We start from the raw sequence: 14,563 nt of genomic DNA on the forward strand, positions 1-14,563 counted from the left end.
AGGCGGGCCCGTTCTGGTTCGCTGGCCCGTTCCGGCTGAGGCTTGTCCGGCTTGGCTTCGCTGGCCCGTTCCGGCTGACGCCGACGCCGTCCCGGTTCCGCTGACGCCGGCCCGTCCCGGTTCCGACGACCCGCCCGGCGGGCTGTCGGGGCACCCCGCCCCACCGTCCGCTTCGGGGGGTGCCAGACTGGTCCCATGCCAGTGCTCGACCCGAACCCCCAGAACGGTCAGAAGAAGATGCTGATCGTCTTCGGCTCGTTCTTCGCCATCTTCATCGTCATCGCCGTCATCGCGACCCTCGCGTCACCCTGACCATCGCCCCGGCGGCCGATGGTGGGGCTAGCACCACCATCCCCTAGGGGGTGAGGGTCAGGGTCAAGTGGGTGGATCACCGGATGGGTTGGTGACCGTGGATTCCGTAACTTCGAGGTGTGGCCGCGAGGGGCGGTCACCGAAGCCCGGAGACCCGCGGAGGCGATCATGCCGGCCCGTACGCACACCCTGCCCCACCCCGCCACCCCGGGCAGCGTCGACGCCCGGCTGCCCTGGTGGGCCCTCGCCCTCCCCGCGCTCGCCTTCATCGCCCTGCTGGCGCTGATACTGAACCCGGCGGACGCCCACGCGGCCACCGGCGACCCTGCCGTCACCCACCTCGTCGAGCGCGTCCAGCAGATCGTCACCCGCTAGCGCCCGCCCCCGCGGACCAGGCGAAGCCGCATGTCAACTCCCTGCGCCCGATGGCCTGTTTCATGCGAAGCTGGGTGACATGAGCGTCGCAGAACCCCGCAGGATTGTCTTCTTCCGCCATGCGAAAGCCGACTGGCCACAGGTGACCGACCACGAGCGACCGCTCGCTGAGCGGGGCCGAATGGACGCTGCCGTCGCCGGACGCAAACTGGCGGACACCGGCATCGCCTTCGACCTGGCCCTGTGCTCCACCTCCGTGCGCACCCGGGAGACCTGGAAGCTCGCCGTCCAGGAGCTCCCGCACCGGCCGAAAACCGTCTACGAGGAGCGGGTGTACGACGCCTCCCCGGGCGAGCTGATCGCCGTGCTCAACGAGGTGCCCGACGACGCCCACGACGTTATCCTCATCGGCCACAACCCCGGCGTGCACGGCGTCACCGAGATCCTGATCGGCAGCGCCGAGGGCGACGCCCGCGAGCGGATGAACCGCCGGGGCTTTCCCACCGCGGCCTTCGCCGTCGTGACCTTCGAGGGTTCCTGGAAGAGCCTGGAACCCGGTGTGGCCACGCTCGTGGACTACTGGGCGCCCGCCGACTGAGACCGCTGTACGACCGCCGCTCTCCGCACGGGACGACAAGGGCCCGGCACCGATCTGCTCGGTGCCGGGCCCCTCGTACCAGGACTCCCGGGCTGTTCAGCTCTCGTCGTGGGTGTCCGCCGCCTCGACCTCTTCGCGGGTGACGCCCAGCAGATACAGGACCGTGTCCAGGAAGGGGAAGTTCACCGCCGTGTGCGCGGCCTCGCGGACCACCGGCTTGGCGTTGAAGGCGACACCGAGACCGGCCGCGTTCAGCATGTCCAGGTCGTTGGCGCCGTCACCGATGGCCACCGTCTGTGACAGCGGTACGCCCGCCTCGGCGGCGAACCGTCGCAGCAGCCGTGCCTTGCCCGCACGGTCCACGATCTCGCCGGTCACCCGGCCGGTCAGCTTCCCCTCGACGATCTCCAGCGTGTTGGCCTGGGCGAAGTCCAGCCCGAGCCGCTCCTGCAGATCGTCGGTGACCTGGGTGAAACCGCCCGAGACGACGCCTACTTGGTAGCCGAGCCGCTTCAGCGTGCGGATCAGGGTCCGGGCGCCCGGCGTCAGCCGCACCTCCGCGCGCACCTTCTGCACGACCGATTCGTCCAGCCCCTTCAGCAGCGCCACGCGCGCGTGCAGCGACTGCTCGAAGTCCAACTCCCCGCGCATCGCGGCCGCCGTCACCTCGGCGACCTCGTCCTCGCAGCCGGCGTGCGCGGCGAAGAGCTCGATCACCTCGTCCTGGATGAGCGTCGAGTCCACGTCCATGACCACCAGACGCTGGGCCCGCCGGTGCAGCCCGGCCGCGACGACCGCCACGTCCACGCCGAGTTCGGCGGCGTCGGAGGCCAGGGCGGTGCGCAGCGGCTCGGTCGCCACGCCGGACACCGCGAACTCGACCGCGGTCACCGGGTACTTGGCGAGCCGGAAGATACGGTCGATGTTGCCGCCCGCCTTGGCGATCCGGGCGGCGATGGCGGCCGTCGACTCGGCGGTCAGGGGGCGGCCGAGGACGGTGACCAGGGAACGGCCGAGACCGCGCGGACGGTTGTCACCGCGGCCGGAGATGATCTCCGCCTGCATCTTCATGGACTCGGCCCAGCTGTGCACGGTCGCCCTGAGGTCGCCCTCAAGTCCCGCCGCGGGCTGGGTCACGAGCGCGCACAGCACCAGCCGGCCTCGCGTGACGACCTGCTCGATGTCGACCACGTCGACCATGTACGCGGCAAGGGTGTCGAAGAGGCCGGCCGTGATGCCCGGCCTGTCCTTGCCGAAAATCTTGACGAGGAGAGTGGGGACCTCGGAGGTCTGCGGATCGCTCATGGTGTAACCACCGTAACGGGCACCCACTGCCTGCGGCGCAGGTGGTCCGCCTGACGGACACGGAACAGTGAGTGTCGGGTCGGTGTCGGAGGTCTTGCTTCCGCACTACGGGGGAACGTGCGTGCGATGTCGACGGCCGGGAGCGAGGCACTCCCTGGCCGCGCCTTCACGCACAGTTCTGCGTCGGGCCACGCACGGTGCAGACGCGGTCGGCCACGTCTCGCACCGCCGTCCACGTGCCATGGCCACCGCGCCCCGGCCCGACGGCGACCTCACCGATGGGGCCGCCTGGGCGGTGGGGGCGGTGGTGGCGGGGGAGGCGGGGGAGGCCCCCCGTCCGGACCGTCCGGACCATCCGGCACCCCGTCGGTTGGACGCGCCCCTGGGCCGCGCCGCGAGGAGCGAGGTGGCGGGTCGACCGGGCGGGCCATGGTGGGAGCGCCGTATATATCGCCGGAGTCGGGCGGAACGTCGGAGGGGTCGTCGCCGCTAGCGGGCCGCCACTCCTCCGACGACCGGCGGTCGTCGGCAGGCAGGCCGTCCACCGCGTGCGGTGCGCCCGACGGCGACCGATGGATGGGCCCGCCCGGACCGCCCGCCGGCGCCACCCCCGACCCCGGCACCCCACCGGCCCACGGCCCCGGGCCGCCGTAGGGCCCCGCCGAGTCCCGCGGGTCCTCGGACCAGCGGCCCCGACCACCCCGACCACCCCGTCCGTCTGCAGACCTGGAGCCCTGCGGCCCGTCGGGCTGGCGCGTCTGCCTGTCGTAGGGGTCCGGGGTCTGTGGTTGCCGCGGCCCGTCGGGCTGGCGCGTCTGCTTGTCGTACGGGCCCAGGCCCTGCCGTTCCCCCGGCCTCCCGGGCCAGGGATCCCGGTCGTTGCCCCCTGTCTCGCGTAGTTCGTTCGGTACTCGGAGATAGGGGTTCGTGTGCGGATTCGGCGGACGGTACGGAGTCACCGGCGCGTAAGGACCCGCCGCTCCGCTTCCCGCCTGTTCCGGAGCCCCGGGCCCTACCGGATACGTCGGGCCGCCGCCCGCGTCACCCGGTGCCGGCCGCGCCGTGCGTGTGCCGGCCGCGCCGGTCGCCCATGCCAGCAGTGCACCCGCCGCCCCCGCCGCCGCACCCCACGCCGCCCCGAGGAGCAGCGCCATGCCCAACTGCCCGTGCAGTGCGATCCCGGCGCCGAAGGCGTCGAAGCCCAGCACCGACAGCGAGGCGTCCACGGACACCTCCGCCTGCCAGGCCAGCAACGGCAGTGTGAGCGCGGTCGCGATCCCCAGCCGCACGGCACACCTCCCGGCGAAACCGAGCGTGCCGGGACGGGAGCGTGGCCCGCCCGCGCCATCGGGCGAGCTCCGCAGCGCACCCGCCACCGCACGGGAACCGGCCCCGCTTCCCACCGGTGTCCGAACCGCCGTGAACACCCCGGCCAGCAGCATCAGCAGCGCCGCGGCGACTCCCAGCAGCCACACCCGTCCGTCCAGGTCGGCCAGGTGTCCCAGCGTCACCGACTGGTCGGACGTCGAGTTCAGAAGGTCGTCCAGCGGGTGCGGCAGGAACATGGTGAGGGCACCCGTCGCCCTGCCGTCGAAGGGGACGAAGAGGCCGATCGGAATGCCGAGCCAGACGCCGTTCGGGGCGCCGAGCAGGGCCGCGCCCATGATCCGGGCCGGGTGCGGGTCGCCGACCGCCGCATAGGCCGCCGCCGCCCAGCCCGCCGCGACCGCCACCAGCAGTACCGTCACCAGCGCCGAGACCGCCGGCCGTACCACCCGGTGCACCACTCCCCAGCCGCGCGGCAGCGGAGTGCGGCGCGAGGCCAGCAGGGCGATCAGCAGGACGCCGACCGACCAGCCGAGGCCGCCGAGCAGGGTCGCCGCCGTGTCCACGCTGAAGCCGACCGCCGCGTTCGCGTGCACGAGGTTGCCGAGGCGGTCCGGCAGCAGCTCCCCGACATCCCCGATGCCGGGGATCTCGAGACCCCCACCGCCCCCGGTGCCCGGCAGTTTGTCCAGCCCCAGCGCACCGCCGTCGATGGTCACGACCGAGTGCCCCGCCCAGGCCAGTCCGCCCAGCGTCGCCACGAACAACACCACCACCGAGGCGGTCCGGGCGAGCAGTTCGGCCGGTGCGATCACAACTCCCGTCGTGCGCAGGGACCGTAGGAAGAACCAGGACAGGAGCAGGGCTCCCACCAGGCTCACACCCAGCGGCGTGATCTGGATGGCCGTGGTGGCCTCCGCCCCTTTCAGACCGAATGCAGACAGATCTCCGTTCGGCGTGACGGAACCACCCGCCCCGAGCGCCACAACCGCGGCGGTCATCGGGCCCAGTGAGCCCGCCGCGTCGGCCTGGAGCAGATGCAGACCGAGCGCCGCCGTACCCGCCATACCGATCAACGCCCAGCTCACCGCGGCGATCGCGGACAGCAGGATGTCGCCCCACGGCAGCCCTGCGCCGTGCCTCGTGTTCTCGACTCCCGTGCCGGACGTGCCAGAACTCATGGCCGACCCCCCGATCCGCGAACGCGCCGGGCCGCTCCGTCGCGCTTGTCCCCCTCGCCTGGATTACCACTCTCCGGGCCGGTTTCAACCCCGTCAACGGAAAGAGTTGAAGCGCTCGTACGAGCCCCCAACAAGGCCCGACTTCCGGTCAGAGGGCCGAGCCTGAAATAGTTCCCGACGATGTTCGACATCCCTAGACTCCCTGTGATGGGGGTAACTCGGGGGACTACTCATGGGGCTTGGAGTGCCGGAACTCGTACTTGAATCAAACGGACGTACCTGGACGCTCGACCGGTCCAGGTCTTACACCCTCGGACGCGATCCGCAGGGGGACCTCGTGTTCGACGACGCCAGGGTCTCCTGGCGGCACGCCACGATCAGCTTCGACGGCCGCAGTTGGGTCATCGAGGACCACGGCAGTACCAACGGCACCTTTGTGCACAGCCAGCGGGTCCAGCGGACGGAGCTCGGCCCGGGCTCGGCCGTGCACCTCGGCAACGCGAACGACGGACCGCGCCTGAGCCTCTCCGGCGCCGCGACGGCCGTCGCCCAGCCCCAGCAGCAGCCGTACGCGGCGCAGGGCGCGGGCGGCGCGGGCTGGTCCCAGCCACCGGCTCCGCGGCAACAGCCGGCTCCGCAACAGGGCTGGCAGCAGGCCCCGTCGGCGATCCCGCAGCAGCAGGGTGCCCCGGCCATGGCCTCCGGTGGTGGCGCGGGGGCGCCGCCGGTCTACGGCGACCGCAGCCCGACCACGTTCCACCAGTTCTCCATCGGCCGTGTGATGCGCATCGGCCGTGCCCTGGAGAACGAGCTGGTCGTCTCCGACCTGCAGGTCTCGCGCCACCACGCCGAGTTCCACTCCACGCCCGACGGCCGCATGGAGATCCGCGACCTGGGCTCGCACAACGGCACATACGTCAACGGTATGCCGATCGCCAAGGGCGGCAGCGCGCTGCTCGGCCCGAACGACGTCGTCGGCGTCGGCCACTCCACCTTCCGGATCGTCGGCGACCGGCTCGAGGAGTTCGTCGACACCGGTGAAGTCTCCTTCTCCGCACGCCACTTGACCGTCACGGTCGACGGCGGCAAGCAGATCCTCAAGGACGTCTCCTTCGGCGTCCCGGAGAAGTCCCTGATCGCGGTCATCGGCCCGTCGGGATCCGGCAAGTCGACGCTGCTCAAGGCGCTCACCGGCTACCGGCCTGCCAACGAGGGTGAGGTGCTGTACGACAACCGCAACCTCTACAAGCAGTTCGCCGAGCTGCGCCAGCGCATCGGTCTCGTCCCGCAGGACGACATCCTGCACAAGGAGCTGACCGTCAAGAAGGCCCTCAAGTACGCGGCCAAGCTGCGCTTCCCGGCCGACACCACCGGGCAGGAGCGCGACGCCCGTATCGACGAGGTGCTGCGCGAGCTGAAACTCGACATCCACAAGGACAAGAAGGTCACGTCCCTCTCCGGCGGTCAGCGCAAGCGTGTCTCGGTGGCGCTGGAACTGCTCACCAAGCCGTCGCTGATCTTCCTCGACGAGCCCACCTCGGGCCTCGACCCGGGCATGGACCGCGATGTCATGCAGCTGTTGCGTGGCCTCGCCGACGACGGCCGTACGGTCCTCGTCGTCACCCACTCCGTGGCCGAGCTGGCGCTGTGCGACAAGCTCCTGGTGATGGCGCCGGGCGGCGCGGTCGCCTACTTCGGCCCGCCCGAGGAGGCGCTGAACTTCTTCGGCTACGACACCTGGGCCGATGTCTTCTCCGCCTTCGAGAACTACCGCGACTACGACTGGGCGGGCCGCTGGAAGGGCTCGCAGCACTACCAGATGTACGCCGCGGACATCGACGCGATCGCCCCGCAGTCCGTACAGATACCTGCGATGCAGGCGATGAAGCCGCCGAAGCCGCAGGGCTGGATGAGCCAGTTCGGCACGCTGGTGCGCCGCTACATCTCGGTCATCGCCTCCGACAAGGGCTTCCTGATCCTGACGGTGGTCATGCCGCTCGTCCTCGGCTCGGTGAGCCTGCTGATCGAATCGGGCAAGGACCTGCTGGTCAACACGGAGATCAACCCGTCGACGCAGCAGCCCGTCCCGAACAGCACGGCCACCACGGTCCTGCTGATCCTCGCGGTGGGCGCCTGCTTCGCCGGTGCCGCCAACTCCGTCCGTGAGCTGATCAAGGAACGGGTCATCTACGAGCGGGAGCGTGCCACCGGCCTGTCCCGCTCTGCCTATCTGATGTCCAAGGTCTTCGTGCTCGGCATCATCACGGTCCTGCAGGGGCTGCTGGTCGGTGTCATCGGCTTCGCCAGCCGGACGATTCCGGACCAGGGCGTGGTCCTCGGCCATCTGACGCTCATCGAGCTCTGTCTGCCCGTCATGGCGCTGGGCTTCACCTCGATGATGTTCGGCCTGATCATCTCGGCGCTGGTGAAGACCTCCGAGAAGACCATGCCGCTGCTGGTGATGTTCGCGATCGTCCAGGTCGTCTTCACCGGCTGTCTGTTCGCCCTGAACGGCGCGATCGGCGTCAACCAGTTCTCGTATCTGATGCCGTCGCGCTGGGCGGTCGCCGCCGCGGGAGCCACCCTGGACTTCAACGGGATCAGCCCGCCGGGCAAGGGCAAGCCCGACGACCCGCTGTGGGCGCACACCGCCGGCGCGTGGAGCCTGGACATGATCGCCCTGATCGCGCTCGGTGTGATCTGTGCCTTCTTCGTGGCCCGCTTCCTGCGCCGTCACGAGCCCGAGGTCATGCGCAAGTAGTCGCCCGTACGACGTCGAAGGGCGGCGCCCCGCAGTGGGGTGCCGCCCTTCGACGCGTGCGTGAAGAGGTCCGCGCCGGCCTCAGTACGCGCTGTTGACGTTGTCGATCGAGCCGTAACGGTCGGCCGCGTAGTTGGCGGCGGCGGTGATGTTGGCGACCGGGTCGTAGATGTTCCAGGACGTGCCGTTGACGTGGTACGCGGAGAACGTCGGCGGGATGACCTGGAGCAGGCCCTTGGACGGGACGCCGTTGATCGCGTTGATGTCCCAGTTGTTGATGGCGTTCGGGTTGCCGGCGGACTCCCGGATGATGTTGCGGTGCAGGCCGTTGTAGGAGCCCGGGATGCCCTTGGACTTCATGATGTCGAGGGACTGGCGGATCCAGCCGTCCAGGTTGTTGGTGTAGGTCTTCGCGGCGACCTGCTGGATCTGCGGGCGCTGCGCGGACCGGCTCGCGGCCTGCTGGGCGGCCTGCTTGGCGGCGGCCTGCTTCTTCGCCTGGGCGGCGACGCGCTTGACGTGGGCCGCGTGGGCCTGCTTCACGTGGGCCACGTGTAGGGCGTGGGCCGTGGTCGCCTTTTTCTTGGCGGCGATCGCCTCGACCTTGACGTTCTGGAGCGCGAGCTGGTCGGTGACCGTGCCCTTGACGTCCTTGATCTGCTCCGTGCCGTAGGCCACCTGGGCCGCGGTCTGGGGGGACCCGGTCACGACGGTCTCCGCGCCGCTGGGCACGGCGGAGAAGGCGAGGGCGGCGGCGCCGAGCGTAGCTACACCGGCGAGCGCGATCTTGTGATGCTTGGTCAGCGCGGGACTGTGGGTGTTCTTGGGCATGGCGGTGGACCTCTTCGAATAGCGCGGAGGTCGCTCGTTGTCCGCGGGGGAGACCGGCTCCTCCTGCACGAACACCGCGGGGGGAACCCGGGGTGCTGAGCGACGGCAGCCATTCTTAGCGGCCGCAAAATGCCCTGGCAAAGGTGTGACGTACGATCCCCGGTAGTAGAGCCCGGAAGGGCAAAACGGGACAGACCAGGTCGTCTGTCCCGTTCACTGAGGGACTCTTTATCTCCTATGTCCGTTCGTACGTGATGTGCGCCCTATGTGCGGCCTCACATCGGCCGCGGACAAATCTCACCAGGAGTTGCTGACGCAATGCTCTGTGTGAGGCTCCTCCTCCGGGAGGATGAGGTGCACGTCCCCGAACTCGTGCCACAGATAGAGCCCACGCAGCGCCTCCTCATAGCTGCGGTCGACGGCGGCCCGTCCCGCGACCGCCTCCAGCATCAGCAGATGCGAGGCCTCCGGCTCGTGCAGCCCGGTCAGCAACCCGTCCACCACCCGCACCCCGCGCTCGGGTGTCACCACGAGCTCCGTCCACCCCGCGGCCGCCCGCACCAGCCCATCCGCCCCGGCGGCCGACTCCACGGCCCGGACGGCGGTCGTCCCGACGGCGATGACCCGCCCCTCACCCGCCCGCACGTCGTTGATGAGCCGCGCCGACGACTCGGGCACGGCGAACCGCTCCGGGTAGGGCGGCTCGTGCGCCTCCGCCGACGACACCCCCGTGTGCAGCGTGACCGGCGCGAACCGCACGCCCCGGCTCACCAGCTCCGCCACCAGCCGCGCGGTGAAGGGCCGCGCCGCACTCGGCATCTCCGCACTCCCGGCCCCGTCCGCCGAGGGCAGCGCGAACACCGTCTGGTACACGGATAACGGCTGGTCCCGCTCCGTGTAGGAGTAACGAATGGGCCGCCCGTGCTGCCGCAGCACCCCCGGCACGTCCCCCGAGGCCCGCGCCCACCACAGCCGCTCGCCCCGCGCGCTCAGCGGCTCCGCCAGGACCAGCCGCCCGCCCCCTGGCAGCCGCACCTCACTCCCCGCGGGTGTGCCCGCACGCGCGCGTGTCGTCCCCCTGCCGTCCGGCTCCCGCAGCTCGACCGCCCACCGTCCGTCGTCCCCGCGGGTGGAGAAGTGCACCACCACGCGCGCGTGCCCGACCCGCCCGTCCACGGCGGCCGCCAGCGTCGGCGAGGTGTTCACCACCAGCAGGTCCCCGGCCCGCAGCAGCACCGGCAGCTCGGCGAAGGCGTGATGCGACACCGCCGTCCCGCGCGACACCAGCAGCCGTACGGCATCCCGATCCAGCCCCGGCCCGCGCTGCTCGGCCGGCACGCGCGCGGACAGCTCCTCCGGCACCCTCAAGGGGGTCGTCATCGCCCCTGCACCAGCGCCGGCGCCGCGTACCGCCCGCTCGCAGGCCGCTCGTCGAGCAACCGCAGGAACGCCGGTACGACGCTCTCCGGCGCCGGCCGTGGATCGTCGTCATCCGGTACGGCCGCCGCGTACAGGCCGGTCGCCATGTCCCCGGGATCCACCGCCCACACCCGCAGCCCCGGCTCCTCCACGCCGAGCACGGCCGCCAGCTGGTCCAGGGCCGCCTTCGAGGCGCCGTAGCCGCCCCAGGTCTCGTACGCCTCCGCGCCCGCGTCCGAGCTGACCGCGATCACCGCTCCCGCCGCCGACTCCCGCAACAGCGGCAGCGCCTCCTGGACCAGGCCCAGCGCGGCCACCACATTCACCTCCAGCGCCCGGCGCAGCCCCGCCAGCCGCAGCTCGCCGAGGCGCACCAGCGGCTCGGCACCCAGCGCGCTGGCGTTGCTCACCAGCAGGTCCACCCCGCCCAGCCCACGCGCGGCGGCCACCAGCTCGGCCCTGTGCTCCGCGTCCGTGACATCGCCGGGCAGCGCCGTCACCCGCGTCCCGAACCCCGCGACGGCCTCCACCGCGTCCTTCAGGGCCCCCGCACCCCTGGCGTCCAGTACCAGATCCCAGCCGCGCGCGGCGAGCGCCTCCGCCAGCGCCCTCCCCAGCCCCTTCGACGCCCCCGTGATGATCGCTACCGGCATGACAACCGTCCCCTCGGCTCCGTCCGCCTCCGTCGGCGGTGACCTCAACCTAGGAACGGCACCGCCCGGCCGCCTCGGACGCGGGCCGCAACCCGGCGGGGCCCTTCGGACTACGCCGCAGGTCCGGACCCTGCGTCCTAGGTCCTCGGGCCTACGCCACCGGCCCCGGTCCACCCCGTCAGTGGTCCGATCCGCGGTGTCACACCCCGCCGGTACCGTGAGGGCATGAGTCAAGGTCCCCGGTCCGGCCTCGCCGCGGTGAGTTCCGCGCTGCTGGCCATGAGCAGGCACCTGGAGGTGCGCGACGTCCTCAAGACGATCGTCGCCTCCGCCCGTGAGCTGCTCCACGCGCAGTACGCCGCGCTCGGGGTCCCCGACGACCACGGTGGCTTCGCCCAGTTCGTCGTCGACGGTGTCAGCGACGCCCAGTGGAAGGCCATCGGCCCGCTCCCGCGCCAGCACGGCATCCTCGCCGCGATGCTCCACGAGGCGAAGACCGAGCGGCTGGCCGACGTCCGCAAGGACCCCCGCTTCGAGGGCTGGCCGTCGGCCCACCCCGACATGTCCGACTTCCTGGGCCTGCCGATCCGCGACGGCGAGGAGATCATCGGAGCGCTGTTCCTGGCGAACAAGCTGCGTTCTGTTGGGGGACACCCCCCACACCCCCCGAGCCCCAAGCCCGACGGAAGCTGCGGCTTCACCGCGGAGGACGAGGAACTGCTCTCCATCCTCGCCCAGCACGCGGCGATCGCCCTCACCAACGCCCGCCTCTACGAGCGCAGCCGCGAGCTGACCATCGCCGAGGAACGCTCCCGCCTCGCCCACGAGTTGCACGACGCGGTGAGCCAGAAACTGTTCTCCCTGCGCCTGACCGCCCAGGCCGCCGCCGCCCTCGTCGACCGGGATCCCTCCCGTGCCAAGGGCGAGTTGCAACAGGTGGCCGCGCTCGCCGCCGAGGCCACCGAGGAACTGCGCGCGGCCGTGGTGGAGTTGCGCCCCGCCGCCCTCGACGAGGACGGCCTGGTCGCCACCCTCCGCACCCAGGTCCAGGTCCTGGACCGTGCCCACGACGCACGCGTGACCTTCTCCGGCAGCGGCTTCCGTGCCCTGCCCGCCGCCCAGGAGGAGGCGCTGCTCCGGGTGGCCCAGGAAGCCCTGCACAACGCCCTCCGCCACTCCGGTGCCGAGCACGTCGACGTCACCGTGAACCGGCGCGGCAGCGGGGCCGTGCTGCGGGTCACGGACGACGGCGGCGGCTTCGACCCGCACCTCACCCGCAGTGCCGGACGCCACCTCGGCCTGGTCTCCATGCGGGACCGGGCGAGCGGAGTCGGCGGCACGCTGACCGTGGAATCGGCGCCCGGCAAGGGCACCACGATCGAGATGGAGGTCCCCGGTGGCTGACGCGATCAGGGTCCTGCTCGTCGACGACCACCAGGTCGTCCGCCGGGGCCTGCGTACCTTCCTGGAGGTCCAGGACGACATAGAGGTCGTCGGCGAGGCCGCCGACGGCGCCGAAGGGGTCGAGCGGGCCCAGGAATTGAGCCCTGACATCGTCCTCATGGACGTCAAGATGCCTGGCATGGACGGCGTGGAGGCCCTGCGCAAACTCCGCGAACTCGACAACCCCGCGCGCGTGCTCATCGTCACCAGCTTCACCGAGCAGCGCACGGTGGTCCCGGCCCTGCGCGCCGGCGCCGCCGGGTACGTCTACAAGGACGTCGATCCCGACGCGCTCGCCACCGCCATCCGCTCGGTGCACGCCGGGCACGTCCTGCTCCAGCCCGAGGTGGCCGGCGCCCTGCTCTCCCAGGAGGAGAACAACTCCGGGCAGGGCCGGAGCGGTTCGCTCACCGAACGGGAGCGCGAGGTGCTCGGGCTGATCGCCGACGGCCGCTCCAACCGCGAGATAGCCCGCGCCCTGGTGCTGTCCGAGAAGACCGTCAAGACGCACGTCTCCAACATCCTGATGAAACTCGACCTCGCCGACCGCACCCAGGCCGCCCTGTGGGCCGTTCGCCATGGCGTTACCGGCTGAAACGCCCTCCGCAACGCTTCACCGACGGCAACATGGAGGGTCGCCTTCCGGGCTGAGATTCATACCGTCGTGGGAATGTCACCCAGACGGCGCATCCTCTCGCGGTCACCGCCGTTCTTCAGTGCGTGCCGCGGCGACCGCCGCGGTGATCGCCAAGGAGGCTCAAGAAGTGAAGAACCTGAAGAAGGCAGCGGCCGTGACGATGGTGGCCGGCGGGATCGTGGCCGCGGGCGCGGGGATGGCCTCCGCCCACACCGGCGGCTCCCACGCCGACGGCGGGGCCAAGGCCTCTCCTGGCATCGTCTCGGGCAACGTCATCCAGGCCCCGGTGCACATCCCGGTCAACGCCGTCGGCAACAGCGTCAACGTCATCGGCGTGCTGAACCCCGCCTTCGGCAACCTCGGCCTCAACCACTGAGACCACGCCGCACGGCGGCATCGACCTCCGGCCTTCCGGGCGCCCCCGGAAGGCCGGTCGGCTTTTACTCCCAACGACTCTTGGGCCCAATGCCTTTTACGCCCGGCGACTTTTACGCCCAACGACTCTTACGCCCATTGATTTTTACGCCCGGCGACTTTTACGCCCAATGATCGAACGGGCGGTCACGGCCCGGCGCCCCGTACCACCGAGGACCCTCTCAGGCGTTGATCAGCGCACGACCCACGGCCGGGTCGGACACGCACACGCAGGAGGAACCCTTCCCATGGACATCGCCAAGAAGGCCGCCGTCGCCATGACCGTCGCCGGTATCGCAGCGGCGCCTCCTGAACCCCGCGTTCGGCAACACCGTGGTGAACAAGTAGGAGCGGCGCGACCGTCGAGGGCCGCGCCGGCGGGCGTAGCCCTCAGCCGTCCCGACGCCCCCGCTCGCGCTCCTCCACCACCGAGTTGTACGCCGCCACCTGCGCCCGCCGGGCCGTCCGTTCCACCGGCCGCAGCGCCAGCGACCGCGCCGCCATCTCCGACGCGCTCACCGCGCCCCCGTGCCCGTTCTCGTACGCCAGCGAGATCAGCAACCCCACCCGTTGGGCCAGCTCCAGCACCCGCACCGCGCGCGGTGGATAGCCGGGGGCCAGCACCTCGCGCCCCCGCTCGGCCCGCGCCCGGTACGCCTCGACCGCCGCCTCCGCCACCGGACCCGACCCGGCGACATCCAGCTTCGACAGCATCTCGGTCGCGTCCCTGAGCGCCTCCGCCAGCTCCCGCTCCGCCTCGCCCAGCGAGGGCACGTCCGCGGGCGGCGCCTCCCGCACCGGCAGCACATGCCAGACCACCTGGACATGCACATCACCGGCAGTACCGGCCTCGTACACCTCCGGCACCAGCCCGAACGCGGCGCCGTAGCAGATCACCGACTCCTCGGCCTCCAGGGCCCGCGCGTTGAACTCCGGCGGACCGCTCAGCCCCAGCGGATGCCCCGGCGCCGGCAGCGCGACCCGCAGCCCGGTCGCCCCCAGCGTCCGCAGCCGCCCCAGCGCCAGCGTGAGCCCGACCGGAGCGGGCTCCCCGGGCAGCCCCTCCACCCGATGCACCGCGTCCTCACCGACGATGGCGAGCACGGTGTCATCCGGAGAGACAAGTCCGGCCAATAGGGCATTTCCCCAAGCGGCGAGGCGTCCTGAGCGCGGTTCCGAGAGCATGCCTCCACCCTAAGGACCGGACCGATGGAATGGAGCGCCGCACCCGTGGCGTAGATTTCATAAGGGCTGCGCCCACTGGCGCCGCCGCCCGAGCCACAGGCGTAAGCGACAGCCGAGACCGGC

13 protein-coding genes are annotated in these 14,563 nt (G+C 71.3%); 7 read left to right on the plus strand and 6 right to left on the minus strand.

Annotated elements, in window-relative coordinates; translation table 11 throughout:
• Positions 1–195 precede the first annotated feature (195 nt).
• From ABZ396_RS10670 to ABZ396_RS10680, 3 genes are all read left to right on the plus strand, one after another.
• Positions 196–312 carry an SGM_5486 family transporter-associated protein gene (locus ABZ396_RS10670; RefSeq protein ID WP_089107830.1) on the plus strand — a complete coding sequence of 39 codons (117 nt, stop codon included), beginning with the start codon at positions 196–198 and terminating at the stop codon, positions 310–312.
• A gap of 168 nt (positions 313–480) precedes the next feature.
• Positions 481–687: a hypothetical protein gene (locus ABZ396_RS10675; protein WP_358914715.1), complete on the plus strand. Its 207-nt coding sequence runs from the start codon at positions 481–483 to the stop codon at positions 685–687.
• Between the two features lie 79 nt (positions 688–766).
• A complete protein-coding gene (locus tag ABZ396_RS10680; RefSeq protein WP_358914717.1) occupies positions 767–1,285 on the plus strand; it encodes a histidine phosphatase family protein in 519 nt (172 codons plus the stop codon).
• A 96-nt stretch (positions 1,286–1,381) separates the two neighbouring features.
• Here ABZ396_RS10680 and serB read toward each other — a convergent pair whose 3' ends face one another.
• Complete coding sequence (gene serB / locus ABZ396_RS10685) at positions 1,382–2,590, minus strand: phosphoserine phosphatase SerB (RefSeq protein WP_358914719.1); 1,209 nt, start codon at positions 2,588–2,590, stop codon at positions 1,382–1,384.
• A 272-nt stretch (positions 2,591–2,862) separates the two neighbouring features.
• Complete coding sequence (locus ABZ396_RS10690) at positions 2,863–5,097, minus strand: streptophobe family protein (RefSeq protein WP_358914721.1); 2,235 nt, start codon at positions 5,095–5,097, stop codon at positions 2,863–2,865.
• Between the two features lie 244 nt (positions 5,098–5,341).
• On the opposite strand from ABZ396_RS10690, the gene ABZ396_RS10695 reads away from it, so the two are divergent.
• Complete coding sequence (locus ABZ396_RS10695; RefSeq protein WP_358914788.1) at positions 5,342–7,858, plus strand: FHA domain-containing protein; 2,517 nt, start codon at positions 5,342–5,344, stop codon at positions 7,856–7,858.
• An 81-nt stretch (positions 7,859–7,939) separates the two neighbouring features.
• Here ABZ396_RS10695 and ABZ396_RS10700 read toward each other — a convergent pair whose 3' ends face one another.
• From ABZ396_RS10700 to ABZ396_RS10710, 3 genes are all read right to left on the minus strand, one after another.
• Positions 7,940–8,689, minus strand: a complete 750-nt coding sequence (locus ABZ396_RS10700) for a transglycosylase SLT domain-containing protein (protein WP_358914723.1) — start codon at positions 8,687–8,689, stop codon at positions 7,940–7,942.
• Between the two features lie 297 nt (positions 8,690–8,986).
• Positions 8,987–10,069, minus strand: coding sequence for an S-adenosylmethionine:tRNA ribosyltransferase-isomerase (locus tag ABZ396_RS10705; protein WP_358914725.1), 1,083 nt, complete (start codon positions 10,067–10,069; stop codon positions 8,987–8,989).
• Complete coding sequence (locus ABZ396_RS10710; RefSeq protein WP_358914727.1) at positions 10,066–10,761, minus strand: SDR family oxidoreductase; 696 nt, start codon at positions 10,759–10,761, stop codon at positions 10,066–10,068. Before ABZ396_RS10710 ends, ABZ396_RS10705 begins: the two co-directional genes overlap by 4 nt.
• 225 nt (positions 10,762–10,986) lie before the next feature.
• Here ABZ396_RS10710 and ABZ396_RS10715 point away from each other — a divergent pair, with 225 nt between their 5' ends.
• The 3 genes from ABZ396_RS10715 (at position 10,987) to ABZ396_RS10725 (ending at position 13,217) form a co-directional block, all read left to right on the plus strand.
• Positions 10,987–12,165, plus strand: a complete 1,179-nt coding sequence (locus ABZ396_RS10715; protein ID WP_358914729.1) for a GAF domain-containing sensor histidine kinase — start codon at positions 10,987–10,989, stop codon at positions 12,163–12,165.
• Positions 12,158–12,799 carry a response regulator transcription factor gene (locus ABZ396_RS10720; protein WP_358914731.1) on the plus strand — a complete coding sequence of 214 codons (642 nt, stop codon included), beginning with the start codon at positions 12,158–12,160 and terminating at the stop codon, positions 12,797–12,799. The genes ABZ396_RS10715 and ABZ396_RS10720 overlap by 8 nt, the downstream gene beginning before the upstream one ends.
• Positions 12,800–12,968: 169 nt before the next feature.
• Entirely contained in the window at positions 12,969–13,217 is a 249-nt protein-coding gene (locus ABZ396_RS10725; RefSeq protein ID WP_358914733.1) for a chaplin, read from the plus strand.
• Positions 13,218–13,645: 428 nt separating this feature from the next.
• Here the strand turns inward: ABZ396_RS10725 and ABZ396_RS10730 are convergent, their stop codons facing one another.
• Entirely contained in the window at positions 13,646–14,440 is a 795-nt protein-coding gene (locus tag ABZ396_RS10730; protein ID WP_358914734.1) for a hypothetical protein, read from the minus strand.
• Positions 14,441–14,563: the final 123 nt, after the last annotated feature.

Source organism: Streptomyces sp. NPDC005866 (assembly GCF_040629895.1).
GTDB lineage: Bacteria > Actinomycetota > Actinomycetes > Streptomycetales > Streptomycetaceae > Streptomyces.

Coding starts and splice junctions, on each gene's coding strand:
- ABZ396_RS10670 (WP_089107830.1), top strand. CDS start 196: ATGCCAGTGCTCGACCCGAACCCCCAGAACGGTCAGAAGAAGATGCTG.
- ABZ396_RS10690 (WP_358914721.1), bottom strand. CDS start 5,097: ATGAGTTCTGGCACGTCCGGCACGGGAGTCGAGAACACGAGGCACGGC.
- serB (WP_358914719.1), bottom strand. CDS start 2,590: ATGAGCGATCCGCAGACCTCCGAGGTCCCCACTCTCCTCGTCAAGATT.
- ABZ396_RS10700 (WP_358914723.1), bottom strand. CDS start 8,689: ATGCCCAAGAACACCCACAGTCCCGCGCTGACCAAGCATCACAAGATC.
- ABZ396_RS10710 (WP_358914727.1), bottom strand. CDS start 10,761: ATGCCGGTAGCGATCATCACGGGGGCGTCGAAGGGGCTGGGGAGGGCG.
- ABZ396_RS10715 (WP_358914729.1), top strand. CDS start 10,987: ATGAGTCAAGGTCCCCGGTCCGGCCTCGCCGCGGTGAGTTCCGCGCTG.
- ABZ396_RS10705 (WP_358914725.1), bottom strand. CDS start 10,069: ATGACGACCCCCTTGAGGGTGCCGGAGGAGCTGTCCGCGCGCGTGCCG.
- ABZ396_RS10680 (WP_358914717.1), top strand. CDS start 767: ATGAGCGTCGCAGAACCCCGCAGGATTGTCTTCTTCCGCCATGCGAAA.
- ABZ396_RS10675 (WP_358914715.1), top strand. CDS start 481: ATGCCGGCCCGTACGCACACCCTGCCCCACCCCGCCACCCCGGGCAGC.
- ABZ396_RS10730 (WP_358914734.1), bottom strand. CDS start 14,440: ATGCTCTCGGAACCGCGCTCAGGACGCCTCGCCGCTTGGGGAAATGCC.